At 69.6% G+C, this 22,229-nt stretch carries 24 protein-coding genes; 12 read left to right on the top strand and 12 right to left on the bottom strand.

The genetic code is table 11. The features are described from left to right. Positions 1-31 precede the first annotated feature (31 nt). On the bottom strand, positions 32-952 hold the full coding sequence (locus tag ACH34W_RS04205) for a DMT family transporter (RefSeq protein ID WP_395959355.1): 921 nt from the start codon (positions 950-952) through the stop codon (positions 32-34). A gap of 80 nt (positions 953-1,032) precedes the next feature. Here ACH34W_RS04205 and ACH34W_RS04200 point away from each other — a divergent pair, with 80 nt between their 5' ends. Further along, the gene (locus tag ACH34W_RS04200) at positions 1,033-1,605 is read left to right on the top strand and encodes a TetR/AcrR family transcriptional regulator (protein ID WP_395959354.1); all 573 of its coding nucleotides are present in this window, start codon (positions 1,033-1,035) and stop codon (positions 1,603-1,605) included. Between the two features lie 307 nt (positions 1,606-1,912). On the opposite strand, the gene secA2 is transcribed toward ACH34W_RS04200, so the two are convergent. From secA2 to ACH34W_RS04170, 6 genes are all read right to left on the bottom strand, one after another. Next, on the bottom strand, positions 1,913-4,336 hold the full coding sequence (gene secA2, locus ACH34W_RS04195) for an accessory Sec system translocase SecA2 (protein WP_395959353.1): 2,424 nt from the start codon (positions 4,334-4,336) through the stop codon (positions 1,913-1,915). A 113-nt stretch (positions 4,337-4,449) separates the two neighbouring features. Beyond that, the gene (locus ACH34W_RS04190; RefSeq protein ID WP_395959352.1) at positions 4,450-5,130 is read right to left on the bottom strand and encodes a hypothetical protein; all 681 of its coding nucleotides are present in this window, start codon (positions 5,128-5,130) and stop codon (positions 4,450-4,452) included. 237 nt (positions 5,131-5,367) lie between these two features. After that, complete coding sequence (locus ACH34W_RS04185; RefSeq protein WP_395959351.1) at positions 5,368-6,828, bottom strand: glycoside hydrolase family 3 protein; 1,461 nt, start codon at positions 6,826-6,828, stop codon at positions 5,368-5,370. Then, positions 6,825-7,679 carry a carbohydrate ABC transporter permease gene (locus ACH34W_RS04180; RefSeq protein ID WP_395959350.1) on the bottom strand — a complete coding sequence of 285 codons (855 nt, stop codon included), beginning with the start codon at positions 7,677-7,679 and terminating at the stop codon, positions 6,825-6,827. Before ACH34W_RS04180 ends, ACH34W_RS04185 begins: the two co-directional genes overlap by 4 nt. After that, the gene (locus tag ACH34W_RS04175) at positions 7,676-8,650 is read right to left on the bottom strand and encodes a carbohydrate ABC transporter permease (protein ID WP_395959349.1); all 975 of its coding nucleotides are present in this window, start codon (positions 8,648-8,650) and stop codon (positions 7,676-7,678) included. Before ACH34W_RS04175 ends, ACH34W_RS04180 begins: the two co-directional genes overlap by 4 nt. Before the next feature lie 137 nt (positions 8,651-8,787). Further along, a complete protein-coding gene (locus ACH34W_RS04170; protein ID WP_395959348.1) occupies positions 8,788-10,059 on the bottom strand; it encodes an extracellular solute-binding protein in 1,272 nt (423 codons plus the stop codon). 259 nt (positions 10,060-10,318) lie between these two features. On the opposite strand from ACH34W_RS04170, the gene ACH34W_RS04165 reads away from it, so the two are divergent. Next, positions 10,319-11,542: an ROK family protein gene (locus tag ACH34W_RS04165; RefSeq protein WP_395959347.1), complete on the top strand. Its 1,224-nt coding sequence runs from the start codon at positions 10,319-10,321 to the stop codon at positions 11,540-11,542. A 130-nt stretch (positions 11,543-11,672) separates the two neighbouring features. Here the strand turns inward: ACH34W_RS04165 and ACH34W_RS04160 are convergent, their stop codons facing one another. Continuing rightward, on the bottom strand, positions 11,673-11,819 hold the full coding sequence (locus tag ACH34W_RS04160) for a hypothetical protein (protein WP_395959346.1): 147 nt from the start codon (positions 11,817-11,819) through the stop codon (positions 11,673-11,675). A 263-nt stretch (positions 11,820-12,082) separates the two neighbouring features. On the opposite strand from ACH34W_RS04160, the gene ACH34W_RS04155 reads away from it, so the two are divergent. From ACH34W_RS04155 to ACH34W_RS04120, 8 genes are all read left to right on the top strand, one after another. Further along, positions 12,083-12,547, top strand: a complete 465-nt coding sequence (locus ACH34W_RS04155; RefSeq protein ID WP_395959345.1) for an RrF2 family transcriptional regulator — start codon at positions 12,083-12,085, stop codon at positions 12,545-12,547. An 18-nt stretch (positions 12,548-12,565) separates the two neighbouring features. Beyond that, entirely contained in the window at positions 12,566-13,360 is a 795-nt protein-coding gene (locus tag ACH34W_RS04150; RefSeq protein ID WP_395959344.1) for a DNA-formamidopyrimidine glycosylase family protein, read from the top strand. Continuing rightward, the gene (locus ACH34W_RS04145; protein ID WP_395959343.1) at positions 13,357-13,647 is read left to right on the top strand and encodes a hypothetical protein; all 291 of its coding nucleotides are present in this window, start codon (positions 13,357-13,359) and stop codon (positions 13,645-13,647) included. The genes ACH34W_RS04150 and ACH34W_RS04145 overlap by 4 nt, the downstream gene beginning before the upstream one ends. A gap of 89 nt (positions 13,648-13,736) precedes the next feature. Next, complete coding sequence (locus tag ACH34W_RS04140) at positions 13,737-14,873, top strand: sensor histidine kinase (protein WP_395959342.1); 1,137 nt, start codon at positions 13,737-13,739, stop codon at positions 14,871-14,873. A 2-nt stretch (positions 14,874-14,875) separates the two neighbouring features. Beyond that, positions 14,876-15,541: a response regulator gene (locus ACH34W_RS04135; RefSeq protein ID WP_395959341.1), complete on the top strand. Its 666-nt coding sequence runs from the start codon at positions 14,876-14,878 to the stop codon at positions 15,539-15,541. Between the two features lie 81 nt (positions 15,542-15,622). Continuing rightward, positions 15,623-16,531 carry an ABC transporter ATP-binding protein gene (locus ACH34W_RS04130; RefSeq protein WP_395959340.1) on the top strand — a complete coding sequence of 303 codons (909 nt, stop codon included), beginning with the start codon at positions 15,623-15,625 and terminating at the stop codon, positions 16,529-16,531. Next, positions 16,528-17,295: an ABC transporter permease gene (locus tag ACH34W_RS04125; protein ID WP_395959339.1), complete on the top strand. Its 768-nt coding sequence runs from the start codon at positions 16,528-16,530 to the stop codon at positions 17,293-17,295. Before ACH34W_RS04130 ends, ACH34W_RS04125 begins: the two co-directional genes overlap by 4 nt. 52 nt (positions 17,296-17,347) lie before the next feature. Continuing rightward, on the top strand, positions 17,348-18,232 hold the full coding sequence (locus ACH34W_RS04120) for a LysR substrate-binding domain-containing protein (protein WP_395959338.1): 885 nt from the start codon (positions 17,348-17,350) through the stop codon (positions 18,230-18,232). Between the two features lies 1 nt (position 18,233). On the opposite strand, the gene ACH34W_RS04115 is transcribed toward ACH34W_RS04120, so the two are convergent. Then, positions 18,234-18,665: a RidA family protein gene (locus ACH34W_RS04115; protein WP_395959337.1), complete on the bottom strand. Its 432-nt coding sequence runs from the start codon at positions 18,663-18,665 to the stop codon at positions 18,234-18,236. Between the two features lie 92 nt (positions 18,666-18,757). Between ACH34W_RS04115 and ACH34W_RS04110 the strand changes: the two genes are divergently transcribed. Both ACH34W_RS04110 and ACH34W_RS04105 read left to right on the top strand, forming a co-directional pair. Further along, a complete protein-coding gene (locus ACH34W_RS04110; protein WP_395959336.1) occupies positions 18,758-19,918 on the top strand; it encodes a methyltransferase domain-containing protein in 1,161 nt (386 codons plus the stop codon). Positions 19,919-20,005: 87 nt separating this feature from the next. Then, positions 20,006-20,572, top strand: coding sequence for an NADAR family protein (locus ACH34W_RS04105; RefSeq protein ID WP_395959335.1), 567 nt, complete (start codon positions 20,006-20,008; stop codon positions 20,570-20,572). A gap of 20 nt (positions 20,573-20,592) precedes the next feature. On the opposite strand, the gene ACH34W_RS04100 is transcribed toward ACH34W_RS04105, so the two are convergent. The 3 genes from ACH34W_RS04100 to ACH34W_RS04090 all read right to left on the bottom strand — a co-directional run bounded on the left by ACH34W_RS04100 (position 20,593) and on the right by ACH34W_RS04090 (position 22,173). Further along, positions 20,593-21,099: a hypothetical protein gene (locus ACH34W_RS04100; protein WP_395959334.1), complete on the bottom strand. Its 507-nt coding sequence runs from the start codon at positions 21,097-21,099 to the stop codon at positions 20,593-20,595. A gap of 118 nt (positions 21,100-21,217) precedes the next feature. Then, positions 21,218-21,685, bottom strand: a complete 468-nt coding sequence (locus tag ACH34W_RS04095; RefSeq protein ID WP_395959333.1) for a DNA starvation/stationary phase protection protein — start codon at positions 21,683-21,685, stop codon at positions 21,218-21,220. A 146-nt stretch (positions 21,686-21,831) separates the two neighbouring features. Further along, positions 21,832-22,173, bottom strand: coding sequence for a helix-turn-helix domain-containing protein (locus tag ACH34W_RS04090; RefSeq protein WP_151564666.1), 342 nt, complete (start codon positions 22,171-22,173; stop codon positions 21,832-21,834). Positions 22,174-22,229: the final 56 nt, after the last annotated feature.

The following is a 22,229-nucleotide window of genomic DNA, read 5'->3' as shown; positions in this document are numbered from 1 at the left end:
ATAAACAAAATAGCACGAGTGTGTTACAAAACTAGGGACCGGATCCGGCCATCACGTTGGCGGTGGATTTTGAGGGGTGGGAGCGAGTTGGAGGTTTGGCTCGGATCAGGAGTACGGCCAGGGCGCAGACTCCCACTCCGGCCAGGGACAGCGGAGTCATGGTCGTGCCGAACATCAGCCATGACCAGGCCATCGTTGCCGGAGGCGTCAGATAGAGGAGGCCAGAGACGCGGGCTACGCCGGTACGGGCCAAGTTGATCCAGTAGAGGCCGTAACCACCGAACATCGCCGCCACGACCAGGATGGCGATCGCGATCCAGAACGTGGCGTCGGCGGGTGGTGTGAGCGTCCCGGTCGCGGTGGCCAGTGCACTGAAGAGCAGCGCGCTGATACCTGCCTGGATGGTGAGGGCGTCGATGAGGGTCGCCCGTGGCCGGGTGCGGCGTTCGATGAGGGTGGCCGCGACCAGGGAGAGCATCGCCGCGACCGGGAGCAGGTACGCGGGAAGCGGAGCGCGGGATATACCGAGATCGGCACTGACCACCAAGGCCACGCCGGCGAGGCCGATCACGAAGCCGGCGATCTGGCGCCTGCTGACCGACTCACCCAAGAGGGGCACGGCCAGCGTCACCGCGACGATGGGCTGGAGTGCGCAGATCAGGGCAGTCGTTCCCGAGGAGACCCCGTGCTCCACGGCGGCGAACACCCCGTACAGATAGCCGACCTGGCCGAGGCCGCCGATGACCAGGTGCAGGGCGAGTTCGCGCGGCGGAACGCGGCGGCGGCGCCAGAGCATCCAGAGGGCCAGCACGGCGAACGCGATGATGAAGCGCCAGGCGAGCAGGGAGGACGCTGCGGCGGTGCGGGTACCGAGCTCGGCGCCGATGAAGCCCGAACTCCACGCGATCACGAAGCCCGCGGCGAGCAGGAGATCGATGCGGCGGTCTGACATGGGTCTCCTTAGGTATACATACCGGTATACCTACTGTAGCTATACCGGTATGTATACTTGACGTATACAGAGGAGGCCTCATGCCGACCGTCAGCAGACCACTCACGCCCGCTGGTAGACGGGTGCTCGATGTAGCCAGCGAACTCTTCTATGAACGGGGCATTGGCGCCGTAGGCATGGAGTTGATCGCCGCCGAGGCGGGCGTCACCAAGAAGACCGTGTACGACCGGTTCGGGTCGAAGGAGGCACTCGTTCTCGCCTACCTGCGCGCTCGAGATGAACGCTGGCGCGCCTACCTGACCAGCCGTATCGAGAACGCCGGCGGCGCTCGCGAGCGCATCCTCGCCACGTTCGACGCACTCGGCGACTGGCTGCGCACCGAGAGCGCCCGGGGCTGCGCGATGGTGAACGCCCTCGCCGAACTACCCGACCACGCCCACCCGGGCCATCGCGCCGCCGCCGATCAGAAGGCATGGCTTCGCACCCTCTACGCCGAGCTTGCACGCGAGGCCGGCGTGAACGAGTCCTTGGCAGACAAGCTCATGATCCTCCATGAGGGCGCCGTCGTGACGTTCAGCGTCGCCGGCCAGCAGAACGCCGCCGCCCTCGCCCGCGAAGCGGCAGACGCCCTGCTCCCCCACCCCGCCACTTAGGGCGAGATCTTGTGTGTGCTCCCCCGCCACGGCACGCTCAGCTGCCCTGCCACGGTCTGCTCGCCTGCCACGCTCAGCTTCCCCGCCACGCTCAGCTTCCCTGCCACGATCCGCTGCCCCGGCCACGCTCAGCTCGCCCGCCACGGTCCACTGCCCAGCCACGGTCCGCTCCCCGGCCCCGCTCAGCTCGCCTGCCACGGTCGCTGGCCTGCCACGATGTGCTGACCTGCCACGCTCAGCTGGCCTGCCACGCTCAGCTGACCTGCCACGCTCAGCTGACCTGCCACGGTCTGCTGACCTGCTGCGGTCAGGGGCGGCGGGACTTGCGGCGGAACATGGCGATCAGGCCGCGGAGGGCGCGTTCGTCCAGGGAGCCGAACGGGTTGTCGTGGACCAGGTAGGTCCAGGTCGCGGAGGGCCGTTGCAGGCCCGCGGCGGTCAGGTCGATGCCGTCCGGGGTGGCGGTGAGGGTCTCGAACGTGTCGACGGCTCGTTCGACGGCGCGGCCCAGGAGCTTCTTGCCTGCGGGGACGGCCTCCCGGTTGAACTCGGCCAGCGGGTCCAGGCCGCGGCCGAGTGAGCGCAGGTGGATGCCCTCGCGCAGGTCGGCCAGATAGGCGAGGTGCTCGGTCCAGCAGCGGTCGAGGTGGAAGAGGGCGACCTGGCGTGCGGCTTCGGCGACCGCCTCCTCGCCCGCGATCTTGACGAGCTCGGCGTGGTGGGCGGTGCGGCGTTCGGCCATGAGGCGGTCGGCGTGGTCGCCGCGCAGCAGCTGGCTGCGCTCGGCGAGGACCGCACGGCGCTGGAGGCCGATCAGCTGGTTGTAACGCCAGGTGTTGCGGTGGATCTCCACCTCGACGCCTTCCGCGACGCGCTGTGCGTGGCCGACGATCCATTGGGCGTTCTTGTCATCGAGACGGCCATCGGACGCGGGCGTGGCGTTGGACTCCTCGTCGGGGGCGTACTGCGTGACCAGGTCGTCCTCAAGGCTGGTGAAGAACACCGAGCCGCCGGGGTCGCCCTGACGGCCCGCGCGGCCGCGCAGCTGATCGTCCAGGCGGCTGCTGTGGTAGCGGCCTGTGCCGATCACCAGGAGCCCACCCAGCTCGACCACGCGTTCGGCGTCGGTCTCGGAGGTTCCGCCCAGGCGGATGTCGGTGCCGCGGCCGGCCATCTGGGTCGAGACGGTGATCGCTCCCGCCACGCCCGCCTCGGCGATGATGGCGGCCTCTTCGGCGTCGTTCTTGGCGTTGAGGACGACGCAGGTCAGGCCCGCGCGTTCGAGACGGCGCGCGAGGCGTTCTGACTCCGCGACGTCCAGCGTCCCGACGAGAACGGGGCGGCCGGTGGCGTGCGCGCCGGCGATCTCCTCGGTGATCGCCACTTCCTTGTCGGTGAACGTGGCGTACAGCCGGTCGGGTTCGTCGACGCGGACGCAGGGCCGGTTCGGCGGGATCACCGCGATCTCCAGGCCGTAGAACTCGCGCAGCTGCCCCGCGACCGCGAGCGCCGTACCCGTCATCCCGCAGCGGGTCGGATAACGGCCGATGAGCTCCTGAACGGTGATCGAGTCGAGGATCTCGCCGCTCGCGGAGGTCTCCAGGGCCTCCTTGGCCTCCACGGCGGCCTGCAGCCCGTCCGGCCAGCGCTGGAGCAGGGCCACCCGGCCGCGCGAGGAGCTGATCAACTTCACGGCGCCCTCGCGGACGATGTAGTCGACGTCGCGTTGGAGCAGCACCTGGGCGTGCAGCGCGACGTTGACCGCGACGAGCGTGTCGGTGTTGCCGGGCGAGTAGAGGTCGATCCCGCCCAGCTCCCGTTCCACCGCGCGGGCTCCGGCCGAGGTCAGCTGGACGTTGCGGCCCTCCTCGTCGGTCGCGTAGTGCTGGCCCGGCCGCAGGCGCCTCACCAGGTCGGCGTACACGGGATCGGCCGGGTCGTGTTCGGACGCGCCCGCCAGAACGAGGGGCACCATCGCCTCGTCGACCAGGACCGAATCGGCCTCGTCGATCAGTACGACCTCGGGCTCGGGCAGGACCAGCTCGTCCGTGGTCGTGGCCAGCCTGTCCCGCAGAAGATCGAAGCCGACCTCGCTCACCGGCGCGTACGTGACGTCGGCGGCATAGGCCTTCCGGCGCTCCTCAGGAGTGGAGGACTGGCCGACCCAGCCGACGGAGACGCCCAGGAGCTCGTAGAGCGGGCCCATCCACTCGGCGTCCCGGCGCGCCAGGTAGTCGTTGACCGACATCACGTGCACACGCCTGCCGCGCAACGCATGCCCGGCGGCGGCCAACGCACCGGCAAGGGTCTTGCCCTCGCCCGTGGCCATCTCGACGATGTGACCGGACAGCAGGCCGAGCGTGCCGAGGAGTTGCACGTCGAACGGCCGTTCCCCCAACGCCCGCCGTGCCGCCTCCCGGCCGGCCGCGCACAACTCCGCGAGATCGAACTCCTCACCCACGTCAGTGGCGCGCCGGGTCTCCGCGCCAAGACCAGCCTCGGGGGTGCGGCGGGGCTCCGCAGTGCGGTCGGGGTCATCGCGGTCAGGCTCATCGTGGCTTTGGAGATGGGCGGGGCGGAGGGCAAGGGCGGCGGCGGTCAGCTCTGCGTCAGAGAGATCGCGGAGTCGGGCTTCTCGTGTAGAGGCCTCGGTGACCAGGGCGCGATAGGGCGCCAGATCGATGGTCCCGGGCTTCTGCACCAGGCGCCGGAACCGGTCACGCAGCGCCATGACGAGCTTCTCCGATCTCTTGGGTCACGATGAGCCAAACGGGCGGCCGCATCTTCTCGTTCCCCATGATGATCGCAGGTCGAGCGTCGTCCGCGCGTCTCCGGCGGTACGGGTCAGGCCCCTTCGACCACGCGTACCTGAGTGACGACCCGGCAGCCCTCCGGGAGGGCGTCGAAGGTCGGATAGTTGTCGTTCCCCAGCTCCAGACCGGCCAGGGTCTTCCGGCACCGCTCATCGGCTTGGACGACCTGGACGAGGTAGGGATCGCCCCGTCCGCCCCATTCGGTGCCGATGCCGGTGGACTGGATCTCCCACTGCCCGTCGTCGATCCGTTCCGCCCGATAGTCGGCCAGGTAGAACCTGTCGCGCTCCTCGGAGAAGATGAAAATGCGCAGATCAGCGTCGCCAAGGTCCCGGATGGTACCGCCGACCACGAAATCGCGGTCCTCGTGAAGTGCCTGGCCAGGCTCCGGGAACTCCACATTCACCCGAGTCTGTGGAACGGTCCGCGTGGGAGTCGGAGTGGCAGTGGGAGTCGGGCTGGTCTGGCGCGGCGGACCCGGGACCACCGGCGCCGGAGGCGGCACAAATGTGGGCGTGGGAGACGGGGTGCCGGTCCGATCGCTGGGAAGGAGCGCGCGTGCCTGCGGCGGTGGTTGGCCCTCAGCCGCCCCGACCAGGCTGGGGAGTCCCCGCAGCACAAACCCCGCGAAGACCGCCGCGACGCCGAACGCCAGAATGAATCTGCGTTCGAGGAACGACCGGGTCTGCAGCCGCTCACGACGCGTTCCCACGTCAGCTCACCGGCTCGGCCAGCCGACCCCCGGGACCGCACGCATGGCCACGACTACCAAGAGCATGACGACCTAGAGCATGACGACCATGAGGCGGCCATCCTCCGAGACTCACTCCAACCGCCATGTCGAACTCCTTGCGCCATTCGCCCCACAAAGTGTCAGCTGTACTTTCTGCCCCATTGGTAACCACCGTCAAGGCAATTGGCACATTTAATGGCCCGACCTGGGGTGTTGCTAGGGGGTGGGGGTCAGGCCCAGGAGTTCGGCGGCGGCTTGGGCGTTGGCGGCGGCGGCGCCGTAGGTGGCTACGTGGACGGCTCCTTCAGGGATCCAGACGGGAAGGCCCATCTCGACCACGATCGCGTCGGGGCGGGACCGGAGGAGGGCGGTGGTGAGGGCCCGCTGGCCCGCGTGGCGGTGCGCGTCACGCAGGACGACCACGAGACCACGGCCGGTGGCACGTTCCAGCAGGGAGGCCGCCTCGCCGGGGACGCCCTCGGCGCGGACGGTGTCGAGGGCCCAGGGGCTCAGGCCCCACGGTGTCGGACCGACCGCGATGTTGCCTGTGGACGCCAGCTCCACCACGAGCGGCCCGGTCGACAGACCAGGGAGGAGGCCGGGGAACTCTCCGGTGATGTGGACGGCCCGGCGCGCGGCCTCGATGCCCGCGGCGCGGTCCACGACTGCGGGGCTTGGGTCGGCCAGCCACTCCTTCATCCGGCGAGTACGTTCGGCGGCGTCGTGGAGGCGTTCCAGCGGCAGGCGTCCCGCGCGTACGGCGTTCCCGATGGCGGCGAGTACGGCTTGCAGGCTTTCCTGGTGCTCGTTCGGACCCAGGCAGAGAAGGTCCGCGCCGGCCAGCAGGGCCCGCACGGAGGCCTCGGGGATGCCGATGGCGCCGCTCGCACCCTGCATGTCGAGCGCGTCGGTCACGATGACGCCCTGGTAGCCGAGGTGCTCACGCAGGAGCCCGGTGATCGCGGCCCGCGAGAGCGTGGACGGGACGCCCTTGGTGATCGACGGCAGATTGAGGTGGCCGGTCATGACCGCCTGGGTGCCGGCCTGGATCGCGCCGCGGAACGGGAGGAGGTCGCGGCGGTCGAGGAGCTCCAGGTCGGCGTCCACGATGGGCACGCCGAGGTGGGAGTCCTCGACGGTCGCGCCATGACCCGGGAAGTGCTTGGCGCAGGCCGCGACCCCCGCCTCCTGGGTACCGATCACGGAGGCGACGGCGTGCCGGGCCACCAGCTCGGGGTCGGAACCGAACGAGCGGGTGCCGATCACCGGGTTGTCGGCGGCGGTGTTGACGTCCACGGTGGGCGCGAAGTTGAGGTTCACGCCGACCTCGGCGAGCTCGGCGCCCAGCGAACGGTAGACCCGCCGGGTGAGCTCGGGGTCGTCCACCGCGCCGAGCGCCGCGTTCCCCGGGTACGGGGAGCCGGTCAGATGCCCGCCGAGGCGGGTGACGTCGCCGCCCTCCTCGTCGATCGTGATGATCGGGTCGGCGGCCTTGCGCATCTCGGCGGTGAGCCCGGCGAGCGCCTCGGGGCTGGGCACGTTGCCGATCAAGGCGAAGAGGGTGACCCCGCCGAGGCCCCGCTCCAGCTCGTCCTGCAGCCAGCGCGGCGCGCTCGCTCCCGGGAACGACGGGAGGAGGGTCCCGCGGGCCAGCCGTTCGATCGAGCCGTCGCTCATCCCTTCACCGCCCCGGCGGTCAGGCCCGACACCATGCGGCGCTGGACCAGGAGGAAGAAGATGATCACGGGAATGGTGAGCAGCGTGGACGCTGCCATGATGGGCCCCCAGGCGTTGCCGCTGCGGCCGAAGAAGAACTGCAGCATGATCGGCAAGGTGTACTTGTCTTGGTCGTCCAGGAACGTGAACGCGAAGATGAACTCGTTCCAGGCGGTGATGAAGGAGAAGATGCTCGTGGCCACCAGGCCCGGCGCCACCAGCGGCAGCAGGACCGTGAAGAAGGTGCGGATCGGGCTCGCGCCGTCGATGGCCGCGGCCTCCTCCAGCTCCTTGGGCACGGCGGCGACGAAGCCGCGCAACATCCAGATCGCGAACGGCACGGCGAAGCCGACGTAGACGATCACGAGCCCGGGCAGGCTGTTGAGCAGACCGAACTGCTTGAGGTTCAGGAAGAGCGAGATGACCAGCGCCTCACACGGGACCATCTGCACGACCAGCAGCATGATCAGGAACGTGGTGCGGAACCGGAACCGGAAGCGCGCCACGGCGGTGGCCGCCAGCAGCGCCAGCAGGCCGGAGACCAGCACCGTGACGAGGGCGAGCACCGCGCTGTTGCGGAAGTACACCCAGAACGACGTCTCCGCGATGCCGCCGTTCAGCACCAGGTCGAAGTGGTCGAGCGTCGGGTTCGACGGCAGCGGCTTGGGCGTGCTGCTGAAGATCTCGGTGTTGGGCTTGAACGCGGTGGACGCCATCCAGAAGACGGGGAACACCGCGAGCAGGAAGACCACGATCCCTGCGGCGTTGAGGGCGCCCTTGCGGAAGACGCGAATACGGCGCGCGCGGCTCATTTCGTCTCTCCCTGTCGAACCATGACCCGCACGTACAGGGCCGTGACGATGAGCAGGATCACCGTGAGCACCATCGCGATCGCCGAGCCCATGCCGAGCTTGGGATTGAGCGACCCGAACGCCTCGGAGTAGGCGTACAGCGACAGGTTGAAGGAGTCACGGTTGGCCATCCCGGCCATCACGAACAGCTGGGTGAAGACCTTGAAGTCCCAGATGATCGACATGACCAGCAGGACCATGAAGATGGGCTTGAGGATCGGGAACGTGATGCTCCAGAACGAGCGCCAGGGCCCCGAGCCGTCCACCCGCGCCGCCTCGTACAGCTCCCCCGGCACGCTCTTCAGCCCCGCGAGCACCGACACCGCGATGAACGGGCAGGCCTGCCACACCACGCAGATCGTCAGCACCGTGTAGGTCGACAGCGGCGTGCCGAACCAGTTGAAGTCGTTCCAGCCGCCGCCGACGAGCCAGTCCGGCAGCAGATCGAGCGTCCAGTTGACCAGGCCGCCGGTCGTGCCGAACAACCAGGAGAAGATGATCGCCGCGGTCACCGGCGGGGTGGCCCACGCGACCATCACGCCGCCCGCCACGAAACTCGACATGCGCTTGCCGAGCTGGTGCAGCAGCAGCCCGATCAAGGTGCCGACGACCAGCGTCAAGGAGACCGCGACCACCGCGAACAGCACGGTGTGCTTCAGGGTCTGCCAGAAGAACGGATCGCTGAAGATCTTGTCGTAGTTCTCGGTGCCCACCTGCTCGGCGGGCTCGCCGCGGAGCTGGCGGTTGCCGACCTTCTGGAACGACATGATCCCGATCTGGATCATCGGCCAGAACATCAGGAGGGCGATGACGACCAGCGTCGGGGCGATCAGCAGATACGGCCCGAAGCGGGGACGGCGGCGCGGCCGGCCTGCCGTGCCGGTGGTCTTCCGACCCGGGTTCTTCCGAACCACGGGGGCGGTGTCGAGCATGGACTCAGTCCGATCAGCCGGGGTTGGGCGGGTCCTGCGACAGCGAGCGAGGACGAAGAACGAAGGGTGCGCGCGGCTGGGATCTCGGGGGCCTCCGGCCGGGTGAGGTCTCGAAGACCCCCGAGAGTTCAGGCGTCCTACGACACGTTGAGCAGGGTGTTGGCCTGCTCGTTGGCCTTCTTCAGCTCGCCGTCCGAGGACTTACCCTGCATGATGGCCTTGACCGCGTTCGGCAGGACCTTCTTGGCCTGCTCGAACTCGCCCCAGCCGGCGCTGATCGGCGGGAACTTGGTGTTGCCCGCGATGTCGGTGAAGATCGCCAGCTTCGGGTCGGTGAACTTCACGTCCGAGCGCATCGACGAGAAGCCGCTGTAGTCCGCCCAGGCCTGCGCGTTCTTGGCGTTGTTGAGCACGGTGATGTAGTCGAACGCCGCGTCCTTGGCCTTGCTGTCCTTCCAGACGGCCAGGTCCGAGCCGCCGGCCATGACGGGCGCGTTGCCGCCGGCCTTGGTCGGGATCGGGAAGACGGCCCACTTGCCGGCGTCCTTCTCGGAGATCTTCTTCATCTCCTTGAACGCCCAGCTGCCGTCGAAGTACATGCCGAGCTTGCCGAGGGCGAAGTCGCGCTGCGGGCCTTCGAGCTCGTTCTTGCCGACGTACTTGGCGGAGGCGACCTTGTCCTTGGTCACCAGACCGGCGTAGAAGTCGACGGCCTCCTTGACCTGCGGCTGGTCGAGCTTGCCGACGAACTTGTCGCCCTCCTTGGCGGCCACGTCGCCGCCGTTACCCCAGATGAAGCTGAGGAGGGCGTTGGTCTGGTCGCTCGGCACGCCGATGCCCGGCACCTTCTTGGCGTCCTGGATCTTCTTGGCGGCGGCGCTCAGGTCGGCCCACGTCTTGGGCTGCTGGATGCCCAGCTCGTCGAACCAGTCCTTGCGGAACCACACGCCGCGGACGCCGCCGTACCACGGCACCGCGTAGGTCTTGCCGTCCGACTGGTCGTTCTCCAGCGCGGTCTTGTTGAGGGTCTTGCCGTCGGCCCACTTGCCGTACAGGTCGGTGACGTCGGCCAGGCTGCCCTGCTCGATGTGCGACTGGACGTCGGTGTTGCCGAGCTCGGTGACGTCCGGGCCCTCCCCGCCGGCGGCGGCCTTCTGGAACGTGGTGGCGACCTGCGCCCACGGCACGTACTTGATCACGACGTCCGTACCCGGGTGCTTGGCCTTGAAGTCGGTCTCGACTCCGTCGAGGAACTTGGTCTGCTCGGGCGTGCCATCACCCATCATCCAGACCTTGAGCTGCGCCGGGGCCTTGGCCGCCCCGCTGTCGGCCTTGTCATCGCCGCCGCCGCAGGCCGTGGCGGCCAGGGCGATCGCGGCCGCTACGGCCGCAACCTTGGTGTACTTCACTGGGATTTTCCTTTCCAGCATGGCATCGCCGTGAGTGCATCCCCGACCGTCGGGGCTATGGATCGGGCCTGGACCCTTTAGGGTCCAGCCATGCCCGACACTTGCTCGCACCGGCCGCGGGACGCCCTGCTCGCCAGTCGGCGCTCGATGTGCGTCTCATCACCCGGTCTGGGCTGCCGAGGCGCTTGGGCGTAAACTAACAAGAAACTTTCCTAAACAAAACCGCCTGTTAGCGGATTGAGACTTTGAGGGGTCCAGCATGCCGAGACGACCGGGGACACCGCGGCTGCTGCGCGAACTGAACGACCGCGCCGCGCTGGACCTGCTGGTCGGCCAGGGACCACTGACCCGCGCACAGATCGGCGAGCACACCGGGCTTTCCAAGGTCACGGCCTCCCAGCTGCTCTCCCGGCTCGAGGAGCGCGGCCTGGTCGAGGTCGTCGGGGAGCAGGCGGGCGGCAGGGGGCCGAACGCGGCGCTCTACGCGGTGGTGCCGTCGAGCGCGTACGTGGCGGGCCTGGAGGTGGGCCCCGACGGGGTCACCGCGGGCGTCGCGGACATCACGGGCAGCATCGTGGCCCAGGTCACCGTCGACCCGAACGGCGCGGACGATCCCGTCAAGACCGTTCACAACGCCGTCGTGAAGGCCTGCCGATCCGCCAAGGTCGCGCTCTCCCGCCTGAACGCCTTCGTCATCGGCACTCCCGGCGTCGTCGACCCGCGCACCGGTGACGTGCAGTTCTCGTTCGACCTGCCGTCCTGGCACGAGGGCGTTCTCGCCGGGCTGAAGACCGACCTCCGCCGCCCGGTGATCATAGAGAACGACGTGAACCTCGCCGCCATCGCCGAACGCGCGTACGGCGTGGCCAAGGATGACGAGGACTTCGCCCTGATGTGGCTCGACCGCGGTATGGGCCTGTCGGTCATGCTCGGCGGCCGGCTCCACCGCGGCCGGTCCGGCGGCGCGGGCGAGATCGGCTACCTGCCCGTGCCCGGCGCGCCCCTCCCGTCCGGCGACGTCCGCCGCGACCCGGCCGACGAGGGCTTCACCGAGTCGACCACCTGGGGCATCCCGGCGCTGGCCGGCGGTTACGGCTCGCTGGTCGGCGCCGACGCCGTCCGCGGCCTCGCCCACACGCACGGCTTCACCGAGCCCACCGCCGTCGAGTGCGTACGGGCCGCCGCTCTCGATGAGGAACGCGGCGGATCGTTCCTGGACGAGCTCGCCAACCGCATCTCGTACGGCGTCACGTCGGTCAACATCGTCCTCGACCCGGGCCTGGTCGTTCTGGCGGGCCAGCTGGGCCGCGCCGGCGGCGAGCCCCTGGCCACCCGCATAACCCGCGCCGTCAGCCGCATCTGCCCGACCACTCCCACGATCGCCGTGACCGGTGTGGAGGGCAACGCCGTCCTCCGAGGCGCACTCCACGCCGCCATGGAAAAGGCCCGCGACGAGGTCTTCTCCTCACCCCCTGGATCCTGACCCAGGAACGCGAAACGCCTCCGCGGGGGAGCGCGGAGGCGTTGATCAGGCGGGTTACTGCTGTTTGAGCGTTACTGCTGTTTGGCGGTTCATTACTGCCTGGCGGGTTATAGCTGGTCGGCGGGTTCGGTCAGGCGGCCACTGGCCGGTCTTCGGCCTTGGCGGGTCGGTGGCCGGCCTGGCGCCTCGGGTCCTGCAGGGCGCGATCCCGGACGGTCTGGCTGATGATCTGGCGCTTGCGCCGCTGTGCGGCCGCCCATCGTGCCGTCGGTGTCATCGTCATTCCCCGTTCCGCGGTGTGTCACCGCATCCACGTGGCCCCCTATGACCTCTATGGTCCTGAAGAAACAGGCGTATCGTCATCCACCACAGGGATGATTTGCCGTCAGACCTCTAGGGGAGACGCATCCGTCCCAAAGTCCCGGGTGCTTGCGAAATTCGCCCGGAAACGGTTCGGTGTGCATACCGAGAACCGGGACAGAGCGTGGACCAGCCCCCCGGTAAGCCCAACCAGTCCGATCGGCAAGGGATAATACGTTCATGCGATTGTCCGCCCGGGTTGACTACGCGCTGCGTGCCGCCGCGGAGCTGGCGGTGGCCGGGAGTCATCCGGTGACCGCCGTCCAGCTCGCCGAGGCGCAGCAGATCCCGCCCAAGTTCCTCGAGAACATCCTCGGCCAGCTCCGCCGGTCCGGACTCGTCCGGAGCCAGCGTGGCCCCGAAGGTGGCTACTGGCTGGCCAGGCCGGCTGAACAGATCTCCATGGCCGACATCATCCGCGCCATCGACGGCCCGCTGCTGGGCGTCCGTGGCGAACGCCCCGAGCACGTCGGGTACGAGGGGCCCGCGCGCTCGCTCCAGGAGTTGTGGATCGCGCTGCGCGCCAGCGAACGCGCCATCCTCGAACAGGTCTCACTCGCCCACATCGCGACGGGCGAACTACCCGCATTCGTGAAGAAGCTCACCGAGGACCCCTCGGCCTGGGAAAGCCCTTCCTTCATCTGACAGGACGGGACAGCTGACGTGCCGGAAGGCGATGTCGTCTGGCTGACCGCCCGGCGCCTGGACGAGGCGCTCACCGGGCGGCCGCTGACGCGCAGCGACTTCCGCGTCCCCAAGCTGGCCACCACCGATCTGCGCGGGCGGCCCGTCCTGGGGGTCCTCGCTCGCGGCAAACATCTGCTGATCCGGGTCGGCGGCGGCCTCACCGTGCACAGCCACCTGCTCATGGAGGGCTCGTGGCGGATCCGCCGGCCCGGCGCTCCGCCTTCCGACCATCGCATCCGGGTGATCCTGGCCAACGCCGAATGGCAGGCGCTCGGCTACTCCCTCGGCATCCTCGAACTGCTCCGTACGTCCGACGAGGGACGGGCCGTGGGGCATCTCGGCCCTGATCTGCTCGGCCCGGACTGGAACCCCTCCGAGGCTGTGCGCCGCCTGTGCGAGCAGCCCGACCGGGCCATCGGCGAGGCGCTTCTCGACCAGACGAGACTGGCCGGCATCGGAAACGTCTACAAGGCAGAGATCCTCTTCCTGCGCGGCGTTCACCCGTGGACCCCGATCCGGGATGTCACCGACCTGTCCGCGATGGCCGAGCTGGCCCACCGGCTCCTCGTGGCCAACAAGGAGCGGCACGGCCACATCACCACGGGCGATCTGCGGCGCGGCCACGAACACTGGGTCTACGGACGCGCGGGCCGCCCCTGCCGCCGCTGCCGCAGCCGAATCCAGCGGGCGGACCAGGCGTCCGACTTCGGCAACCGGGTGACCTACTGGTGCCCTCGCTGCCAGCCGGCCCCGCCGACCCCAGAGGCATGATGAGCGAGGGCACCTGGGCGTTGCTGGTCGAGGAGCGGAAGGGCTCCAACGGCGAGTGGCATGTCTCGCTGGTGATGCCCGCCGGGGACGATCTCGGCCGGGCACGCGAGGCCGCAGAGGACCTGGCGTTCGTCCATCGGCCGCAACTGGCCGGTCTGCGGATGCGGCGCGACGTCTACCAGGTGGGCGAGGACGTCTGGATCGTCTCCCACCGCGCCAAGCTGGGAGGCGGGCCGACCTACTTCAAGGTGAGCGTCGTCCGCCACCTCGGCACGGCCGAAGGGTAACGCCGAAGAACATCCAGGCCGCGATCCTCCCTGAGGATGATCCACGGTGGTCGGATGTGCGGCGCCGCGCCCCCGGATAGCGTGCGCACGTGAAGATCGCCCGTACCCGCCTGCTGGTCGGCCTGGACGTCCTGGTCGCGGTCCTGCTGGGGTTCGTACAGATCCAGATCGCGGGCAACCTGCTCAAGGACCGGCCGGACTTCGCATTCGCCTTCGTGGCGGCCTGCCTCACCGCCACCGTGCTCGCCGCCACGGTCGCGGTGCGCCGGCGGTGGCCTTACCAGGCGCTCGTCGCCGCGCTGGCCGTCTGGATCATCGCGTACGTCACCGGCGCGTTGTGGGGCGCCTATGTCGCAGTGGCCCTCGCGCTCTACACCGTCGCCGTCACGGAAGCGCCTCGGCGGTCACTGCGCGCCCTCGCGATCTGCCTGGCGGGCGCGCCGGTGGCGGTCGCCGCCGACCCGTACCACGGCTGGGTCGCCGCCGCCTGGGGCACCGCGGCTGCCTGGCTGCTGCTCGGCGGCACCTGGCTCGCCGGCCGTACGGTGCGCGGCCGCAGGCTCACGGCGCTCCAGGCCGAACGCGACCGCGCGCACCAGATCCTCGTGGACGAACGGCTCCGGATCGCACGCGAGCTGCACGACGTCGTCACCCACGGCATGGGGTTGATCGCGGTGAAGGCCTCGATCGCCAACCACATCGCCGACGACCGCCCGGAAGAGGCGCGCGAGGCCCTGCGCGTCATCGAGGCGACCAGCAAGGGCGCACTCACCGAGATGCGCCGCCTCCTGGGCGTCCTGCGCGAACCGGACGAGAGCGGCCTGGCGCCGTCCCCGGGCGTCGCCGCCCTGCCCGAGCTGGCCGAACGCGTGGCGGCGGCGGGAGTCCGGGTCGAGCTCACGATCGACGACGCCTACGATCTTCCCGAGGCCGTCCAGCTCACGGCGTACCGGATCGTGCAGGAGGCCGTGACCAACGTGGTCAAGCACGCGGCCCCCGCGCACTGTCAGGTAACGATCATGAGGGCAGCGACGGAGGTGAGGATCGAGGTGACCAATGACGGCACGGTCGTCCCGGCGGTCCGCCCGGATGGCGGCGGCCACGGGCTCGTCGGCATGCGCGAGCGGGTCGCGATGTACGGCGGGGTCTTCACCGCCGCTCCGCGCCCCGATGGCGGCTTCACCGTGACCGCCACCCTCCCCCACCAGGACCGGGACACCGCGTGAGCGTGGCGGCGATTCGCGTGCTGGTCGCAGACGACCAGGCGCTCCTGCGCGGTAGTTTCCGGGCCCTCATCGAGACCTCGCCCGGCCTGTCGGTCGTCGGCGAGGCGGCGGACGGAGCCGAGGCCGTCGAACTGTCTCGGGCGGTGGTGCCCGATGTGGTGCTGATGGACGTACGGATGCCGGGGATGGACGGCATCGAGGCCACCCGCCGGATCCGCGAGGCGCCCGCGACCGCGGGCGTACGGGTCCTCATGCTGACGATGTTCGACCTCGACGCGTACGTTTTCTCGGCACTGCGCGCGGGGGCCAGTGGCTTCCTGCTCAAGGACACTCCACCCGGCGATCTGCTGGACGCCATCCGGGTCGTCGCGGCCGGTGAGGCCCTGCTGGCGCCCACCGTCACCCGGCGGCTCATCGAGGAGTTCGCCGCGCGCCCGGAACCCGCCCGGCCGCTCCCCCGCACGCTCGAGGGCGTGACCGAGCGCGAACGGGAGGTCCTGACGCTGATCGCCCGCGGCCTGTCCAACACCGAGATCGCCGAGCACCTGCACCTCAGCCTGGCGACGGTCAAGACCTACGTGGGACGCCTGCTCGCCAAGCTCGGCGCCCGCGACCGCGCGCAGCTGGTGATCATCGCGTACGAGTCGGGCCTCGCCTCCACCCGCTGAGCCGTCATCCCGGAGAGGACGCCGCGAATGTCCATCGTGGGCTGATGTGCCGGTCGTGCGCCGACGGCGATCGTGGTCGGCATGATCGAAGTACGTGAGCTGACCAAACGCCATGGGCGTGTCACAGCCGTCGACGGGTTGTCGTTCGTCGTACGGCCCGGACGGGTGACGGGATTCCTCGGGCCGAACGGGGCCGGCAAGTCGACGACGATGCGCGCCATCATGGGCCTGGACCTGGCGGACTCCGGTGAGGCACTGGTGAACGGCCGCCGCTACCAGGCCATCGAGCGGCCCCTCCACGAGGTCGGCGCGCTGCTGGACGCGGGTGCGGTGCACAGCGGGCGGACCGCGTTCGACCACCTGGACTGGCTGGCCCGCAGCAACGGCATCGGCCGCGCGAGGGTCCTTGAGGTGCTCGAACGGGTCGGGCTGGGCTCTGCTGCACGGCGCCGCGTCGGCGGGTACTCGCTGGGCATGCGGCAACGACTCGGAGTCGCGGCGGCGATCCTCGGCGACCCGGCCGTGCTGCTCTTCGACGAACCGATCAACGGGCTCGACCCCGAGGGCATCCGGTGGATCCGCGAACTCATGCGGGCACTCGCGGCCGAGGGCCGCACGGTCCTGGTCTCCAGCCACCTCATGAGCGAGATGGCCCTGACCGCGGACCACCTCCTGGTCGTCGGGCGGGGGCGGCTGATCGCCGAGACGTCCATGGCGGACCTGTCAGCGCGGTTCAAGCGTGACGTGCTCGTACGTTCGCCCCGTACGACCGCCCTCGCCGCAGCCCTCACCGCCGCCGGCGCGACGGTCGCGCAGATGTCCGGCGAACTGGTCGTCGCAGGCCTGGACGCGACAGAGATCGGCGACCTGGCCTTCGCCCATGGCGTCCCCCTCCACGAACTCACGCCGCGCAGCGCCTCGCTCGAAGAGGTGTTCTTGCAGTTGACCGGAGAGACCGTCGAATACCGGGCCGAAGGAGTCAGCCGATGAACACTGCGATCTCGGCCGAGTGGCGCAAGCTGTGCACGGTCCGTTCGACGCGGTACATCCTCGGTTCGCCGCTCGTGGCGTTGGCCGTCGGCGGCCTGGTGGCGGTGTTGATGACGGCCGACTGGGACGGCTCGACGGCCGCCGAACGCACCACGTTCCCCGGCGCCGATCCCGCCATCCTGGCCGTGCCGTTCACCCAGTTCTGCCTGGCGGCTCTCGGCGCGCTCGTGATGACCTCGGAGTACGCGACCGGCATGATCCGCACCAGCCTGGCGGCCGTCCCGAGGCGGCGCAGGCTGATCGCGGCCAAGGCGGCCGTGGTCGCCTCCGTCGCCTTCGTCTCCGGCCAGACGATCGCGGTCGCCTCGTTCGCCCTCGGCGGGCTCATCACCGGCGACCGACCGGCGCCGATCGCGGCATGGGAGTCGGTGCCCGAGGGCCTGGCCGCCGCGTTCGGGAACGGCCTGTCGATCATGGTCATCGGTGTCGTCGGGCTCGGGTTCGGCGCGGTGCTGCGTTCGACGGCGGGAGCCTTCGTCGCTGTGGGCGCGGTGCTGTTCGTGCTGCCGACGGTGGCGCGCATGGTGTTCCCGAGCTGGGGCGAGGACATCGCGTCGCTGCTCCCCGCCGGGCTCGCACCGCAGTTCGCGGGCACGGCCGACGACCCTGTGCTGCCACCGGTCCTCGCGCTCGCCGTGATGCTGGGGTACGCGGCCTTCGCGCTGATCGCCGCGGTCTTCGCCCTGACCCGGCGCGACGCCTGAGTCCGTCAGGCGGAGCCTGCCCGCACGGCGATTAAGGCTTAGCTTTGGGCTCATGACGCTGGACGACCTGCGTGTGTTCGTCGCGGTGTGCGAGGCCCGCAACCTCAGCGCCGTGGCGAGGAGCCTGTCGTGCAGCCAGTCGGCGGTCAGCCAGCACGTCAAGCGGCTCGAACGGGAGACCGGGCTGACGCTGCTCGAACGCCGCCCGCGCGGTGTCGCGCCGACGCGGGCGGGCCAGGTCCTGCGGCGCGCGGCGGCCGAGGGCATCGCCGGGCTGGACGGCGCGTTGCGGCAGCTGGACGACCTTCGCCGGGGCGTCGCGGGCACGATCCGGATCGCCACCGGCGCCACCACGGTCCGGCACTTCATGGCCGCCGGGGTGACCTCGTTCCGGGCTGGCCATCCCGAGGTCAACCTGCAGTTCGTGACCGCCGACTCCAGCCGCCGCTGCCTTGAGGCGGTCCGGTCACACGAGGTCGACCTGGCCTGGGTGACGATCGGCCCGCCGATGGACGGGGTGGAGCAACGTTCGTCCTGCGACCTGCCCTGGGTGCTCGCGGTCCACGTCGCCGATCCGCTGAGCCACCGGCAGACGATCACCCCCGCGGAGCTCGCCGGCATCCGCCACATCGAACTGCCCGAGCACTCCACGTCCCGCGTTCACCTGGAAATGCATCTCGAACGCCACGGCGTGCGTCTCACCTCGACCACGAGCGTGGCCGACTGGGACACCGCGCTGCTCCTTGCCGAGCTGGGGCTGGGCCATGCCGTCCTCCCCGCCCTGCCGGGCTGGGGCCGGGGCCCGGGCGGGGTCGTACGGCTGATCCCGATCCCCGAACTCCCACCCCTCGGCGCGGGCTGGGCAGCGCGCCAATGGGACGCGCTGAGCCCGCTGGCCCTGGAGTTCGCCGACACCGTGGTGACCGCACTGGCCTGAGTCAGCCGGATTCGTGTTCTTCGATGATCACGGCTGTGGCCTCGACCTCGACCAGCTGGTCGAGGTAGCCCAGGACGGCCACTCCGAGCAGGGTGCTCGGGGCGTCGTGGTCGCCCATGTGCTCGCGGACGACGTTCCAGGCCTCGACGAGGTCCTGCTGGCGGGAGGACGCCACGTACACGGTGGTCTTCACGATGTCGTTCAGGGAGGCGCCCGCGCTCTCCAGGGCGGCCGCGAGATTGATCATCACCTGCCGGGCCTGACCGGCGACGTCCCCCACGGCGACGGTGTCGCCGCTCGCGTCGAGCGGGCAGGCGCCTGCGGTCCAGATCGCCCGCACCGGCGCGTCGGCCACCGCGGCGTAGGCGTAGTCCACGGTCTGAGCAAGATCCTTGTTGCGGATCAATCTGACGGAAGTGTCCGGACCGGTCATGGTCACAGTCTCGCAGACCAGCGCAAATGGTTTCAGACGGTGAATTCAGGCGCGGTGTTGAACCGTGGCGCCCGGGCTTGCAGGGTGGATGGATGACCACGGAAGAACGAGTCGAAGGCCTGGCCGAGCTGCTCGTGACGACCGGACGCCTCACCGATCCGCTCTGGCGTGAGGGACTGCGGGCCGTACCGCGGCATCTGTTCGTTCCGGAGACGGCATGGGCGGTACCGGACCGGCCGCGGTACGAGGGATTCGCGATCGACCGGAGAGCCGATCCCCAGACATGGTGGAACGCCGTCTATACCGACACCGCGATCGCGATCCAGCTCGACGACGGCGCGGGCGACCCGCTGAGCGGCACCGGGACCTGGACCAGTTCCTGCTCGGCGCCGGGGATCGTGGTCACCTTCCTGCAGGAGCTCGGCGCGCTCGACCATCACCGCGTTCTGGAGATCGGCACCGGAACGGGCTGGACGGCGGGGCTGCTGACCTGGCGGCTGGGGCCGGGGAACGTGACGTCGGTCGAGATCGACGAGACGCTCGCCGCCCAGGCCGCCGAGAACCTCGGGGCCGCGGGCCTGGCGCCCCAGCTGATCGTCGGGGACGGCGTCGTGGGCTTCGCCGACGGTGCCCCTTACGACCGGGTGCACGTCACGTGTGGAGTCGAGCGCGTTCCGCATGCGTGGGTCGAACAGTGCAGGCCAGGCGCGAGCATCGTCCTCCCGTGGTCGCCGGGCTGGGGCATCGGGCACCTCGCCCAGCTCACAGTGACCGGTGACGGCACTGCCCTCGGCCATCTCACCGGGCCGGCCGGATTCATGATGCTGCGCTCTCAGCGGCGCCCGTTCGGCGGTCCTGAACGCGCCGTCGAGCAGAGCAAGAAGGCGGAGGTGTCCACAGCCCGCCTCGACCCGCGTTCGGTGATGGCCCAGGCCCCTGGAGCCGAGGTGGCGATCGCCGCGCTCGTCCCGAACGTACGGTCGCATCTGGAGGCGGCGCCGGACGGCAGCTACCGCATCTGGGCGGTCGAGAGCCGGGGTGACGACCCGTCGTGGGCGTGCGCGGACTTCGAGCCCGGCCGGACAGACCGCGCCGTGCGGCAGTACGGGGCGCGGCGCCTGTGGGACGAGGTCGAGAACGCCTACCTGCAGTGGGTGACATGGGGCTCTCCCCCGCGTGAACGTTTCGGCCTCACAGTCGACGCGACCGCCCAGCAAATCTGGCTCGACGATCCCCACCGCATAGTCAGCTGACTGCAGCGCCGTTGAGAGGCAACTGGTCTTGTGGGCTTGACGGGAATGTGGTTGCGCGAGACCGGAGCGTTCGGCGAGAGTCGGCGCATGTCATTCACCGCCCGCGACGTTCGCAGCGTCGCTGACGTCCGCCAGTTGCACGATCAGGGAGAACGGCCGAAGTATCTCTACTTCTGGGGCCATCAGCCGGGCAAGGAGGGCGCCGTTGGCTCTGGTTGTCTGAGCCAGTGGTGGCCCCTGCATCCGTTCACCTTTGAGGGCGTTGACTACCGTTCCGCCGAGCACTGGATGATGGCCGGCAAGGCGCGGCTCTTCGGGGACGAGGCCATGCTTTCCCGGATCCTCGAAGCGAAAAGTCCCGCAGAGGCGAAGGCGTTGGGCGGGAAGGTGAAGGACTTCGACGAGGAGACCTGGGCCGCGCATCGCTTCGAGATCGTGGCCGAGGGGAACGTCGCCAAGTTCGGCCAGCATGACGATCTGAGGACCTACCTGCTCGGCACAGAGGCGCGCGTCCTGGTCGAGGCCAGCCCGCGTGACCGCGTCTGGGGCATCGGCCTCGCCGTGTCTGACGAACGAGTCGCGGACCCGCACAAGTGGCGCGGGCTCAACCTGCTTGGCTTCGCCCTCATGGAGGCCCGTGCCCGGCTCAGGTAGCTTCCGTGACGCGGGCGGGCTCAGGTAGCTTCCGTGACGCGGGCGTTGGTCACGACGAGCCTGGCCTGCGGGCCGCCTTCGCCGCAGTCCGGGCCGTTGGGGAACGTGGCGTGCGGGGTCACGTCCAGCCGTTCGCTGAGCAGGCGCTTGCCGGAGGCATCGCGAAGATCCACGGTCACCTGGACGGGAGACTTCGGTAGACCCTGAACGTCGGCGAAGCCGTGCTTGTCACCGGTGGGTGAGGCGATGGCGCCGCAACTGCCATCGGGGGCGTCATCCGTGCAGCCTTGGGGGACGCTCTTGCTGGACGTCATCAGCCGCACCTTGGACGTGCGGCAGGTCCCGTTCCAGCAGACCTTCATTGAGGCGCTGGCGACTTTGGCCGCGTAGGGGGCCTTGAGGTCAAGGCTCACGCCCTCAAGCGAGCCGATCGCTGTGCAGGGCCTGTCGCCGGCGGCGAGTCCGGTCCCGCAGGCGGTGGCGGCGGCGAGGGACGAGAACGCCACAAGCTTCGCAAAGGTGGCCATGACCTCTCGACGCGGCCCGGCGTTCCACGGTTCCCTGTGCACGCGAATTCCCTGCGAACGCGCTCCGCTGGAAACGCGAAGAGCCCCGATCCGGAGATCAGGGCCCTGCGCGTCAAGGTCAGTGCTGGACGGAGAACATCCAGTGCTGCTTCTCAAGCTCGGCGGTGAGGCCGATGAACAGGTCCTGCGTCACCGGGTCGGCGTCCTCGGTGGCCGCGATGCGCTCGCGGAACCGCGTGATGATCTGCGCGAGCACGTCGGTGATCGCGGCGACGACCTTGTCGTCGGTGATGTAGCCGGCGTCGAGCTGCGGGTTCGCGGTGCGGTCGGCCAGGGTGCGGACGCGGCCGTCCGGGTTGACGCCGATGGCCACGGCGCGTTCCGCCACGGTGTCGGCGTACTGGCGGGCCAGATCCACGACCTCGTCAAGGTGCTCGTGGACCTGCTTGAAGTGGCGGCCGGTGATGTTCCAGTGGGCTTGCTTGCCCACCAGCGAGAGATCGAGCAGGTCGACGAGGGCGCCCTGCAGTGTCTCCCCTGTGATCTTCTGGGCGGCATCGCCGAGGGGGCTCTTGACCATCGCCATAATGAGGGCTCCTTCCACGTCGTTCCGGTATGTCCGTTACAACGACGAAGGGTTCCCCCCTATGCCGTGATCACTCGTGAGCCCGCCCACACCTGAGGCCCGGTGGGAGCTGGGCTCAGGTGGGAGCTCGGCTCAGGCGGCCATGTTCAGGCCGCCACCATGTCGGCACGGAACTCGCCGGTGATTTCCTCCGGCGTCTCCGGAATGCGCTCGTGCTCGGGCGGCGCACCCGCCATGACGGGCTCGTGCTGCAGCTCGGCGAGCGCCAGTTGGTCCGCTACCTCTCTCAACACGTGCGAGAGCGGAACCCCCAGTGCCTTGCAGATTGACGCGAGCAACTCCGACGAGGCCTCTTTCTGACCCCGTTCGACCTCGGAGAGGTACCCGAGGGAAACGCGCGCCGCCGCGGACACCTCGCGGAGGGTGCGTCCCTGGCGCAGCCGCAGCTGCCGGAGTACGTCACCGAGCAGCTGGCGAAGCAGGACCATCGTCTCGCTCCCTCCCTCAGTTCGGACCATCTGACAGTTCCACCGTACCCGGCTTG

Source organism: Actinomadura sp. 6N118 (assembly GCF_044326415.1).
Lineage (GTDB): Bacteria > Actinomycetota > Actinomycetes > Streptosporangiales > Streptosporangiaceae > Spirillospora.
The sequence above is the reverse complement of the archived record's forward strand: the minus strand, read 5'-3'. Positions and strand labels throughout refer to the sequence as shown.

Bases quoted from the DNA above. Each gene is read 5' to 3' on its own strand.
- ACH34W_RS04120 (WP_395959338.1), top strand. From the start codon at position 17,348: ATGACGCTGGACGACCTGCGTGTGTTCGTCGCGGTGTGCGAGGCCCGC.
- ACH34W_RS04185 (WP_395959351.1), bottom strand. From the start codon at position 6,828: ATGAGCGACGGCTCGATCGAACGGCTGGCCCGCGGGACCCTCCTCCCG.
- ACH34W_RS04110 (WP_395959336.1), top strand. From the start codon at position 18,758: ATGACCACGGAAGAACGAGTCGAAGGCCTGGCCGAGCTGCTCGTGACG.
- ACH34W_RS04175 (WP_395959349.1), bottom strand. From the start codon at position 8,650: ATGCTCGACACCGCCCCCGTGGTTCGGAAGAACCCGGGTCGGAAGACC.
- ACH34W_RS04160 (WP_395959346.1), bottom strand. From the start codon at position 11,819: ATGACACCGACGGCACGATGGGCGGCCGCACAGCGGCGCAAGCGCCAG.
- ACH34W_RS04180 (WP_395959350.1), bottom strand. From the start codon at position 7,679: ATGAGCCGCGCGCGCCGTATTCGCGTCTTCCGCAAGGGCGCCCTCAAC.
- ACH34W_RS04145 (WP_395959343.1), top strand. From the start codon at position 13,357: ATGATGAGCGAGGGCACCTGGGCGTTGCTGGTCGAGGAGCGGAAGGGC.
- ACH34W_RS04100 (WP_395959334.1), bottom strand. From the start codon at position 21,099: ATGGCCACCTTTGCGAAGCTTGTGGCGTTCTCGTCCCTCGCCGCCGCC.
- ACH34W_RS04090 (WP_151564666.1), bottom strand. From the start codon at position 22,173: ATGGTCCTGCTTCGCCAGCTGCTCGGTGACGTACTCCGGCAGCTGCGG.
- ACH34W_RS04105 (WP_395959335.1), top strand. From the start codon at position 20,006: ATGTCATTCACCGCCCGCGACGTTCGCAGCGTCGCTGACGTCCGCCAG.
- ACH34W_RS04095 (WP_395959333.1), bottom strand. From the start codon at position 21,685: ATGGCGATGGTCAAGAGCCCCCTCGGCGATGCCGCCCAGAAGATCACA.
- ACH34W_RS04115 (WP_395959337.1), bottom strand. From the start codon at position 18,665: ATGACCGGTCCGGACACTTCCGTCAGATTGATCCGCAACAAGGATCTT.
- ACH34W_RS04130 (WP_395959340.1), top strand. From the start codon at position 15,623: ATGATCGAAGTACGTGAGCTGACCAAACGCCATGGGCGTGTCACAGCC.
- ACH34W_RS04155 (WP_395959345.1), top strand. From the start codon at position 12,083: ATGCGATTGTCCGCCCGGGTTGACTACGCGCTGCGTGCCGCCGCGGAG.
- ACH34W_RS04205 (WP_395959355.1), bottom strand. From the start codon at position 952: ATGTCAGACCGCCGCATCGATCTCCTGCTCGCCGCGGGCTTCGTGATC.
- ACH34W_RS04200 (WP_395959354.1), top strand. From the start codon at position 1,033: ATGCCGACCGTCAGCAGACCACTCACGCCCGCTGGTAGACGGGTGCTC.
- ACH34W_RS04165 (WP_395959347.1), top strand. From the start codon at position 10,319: ATGCCGAGACGACCGGGGACACCGCGGCTGCTGCGCGAACTGAACGAC.
- secA2 (WP_395959353.1), bottom strand. From the start codon at position 4,336: ATGGCGCTGCGTGACCGGTTCCGGCGCCTGGTGCAGAAGCCCGGGACC.
- ACH34W_RS04125 (WP_395959339.1), top strand. From the start codon at position 16,528: ATGAACACTGCGATCTCGGCCGAGTGGCGCAAGCTGTGCACGGTCCGT.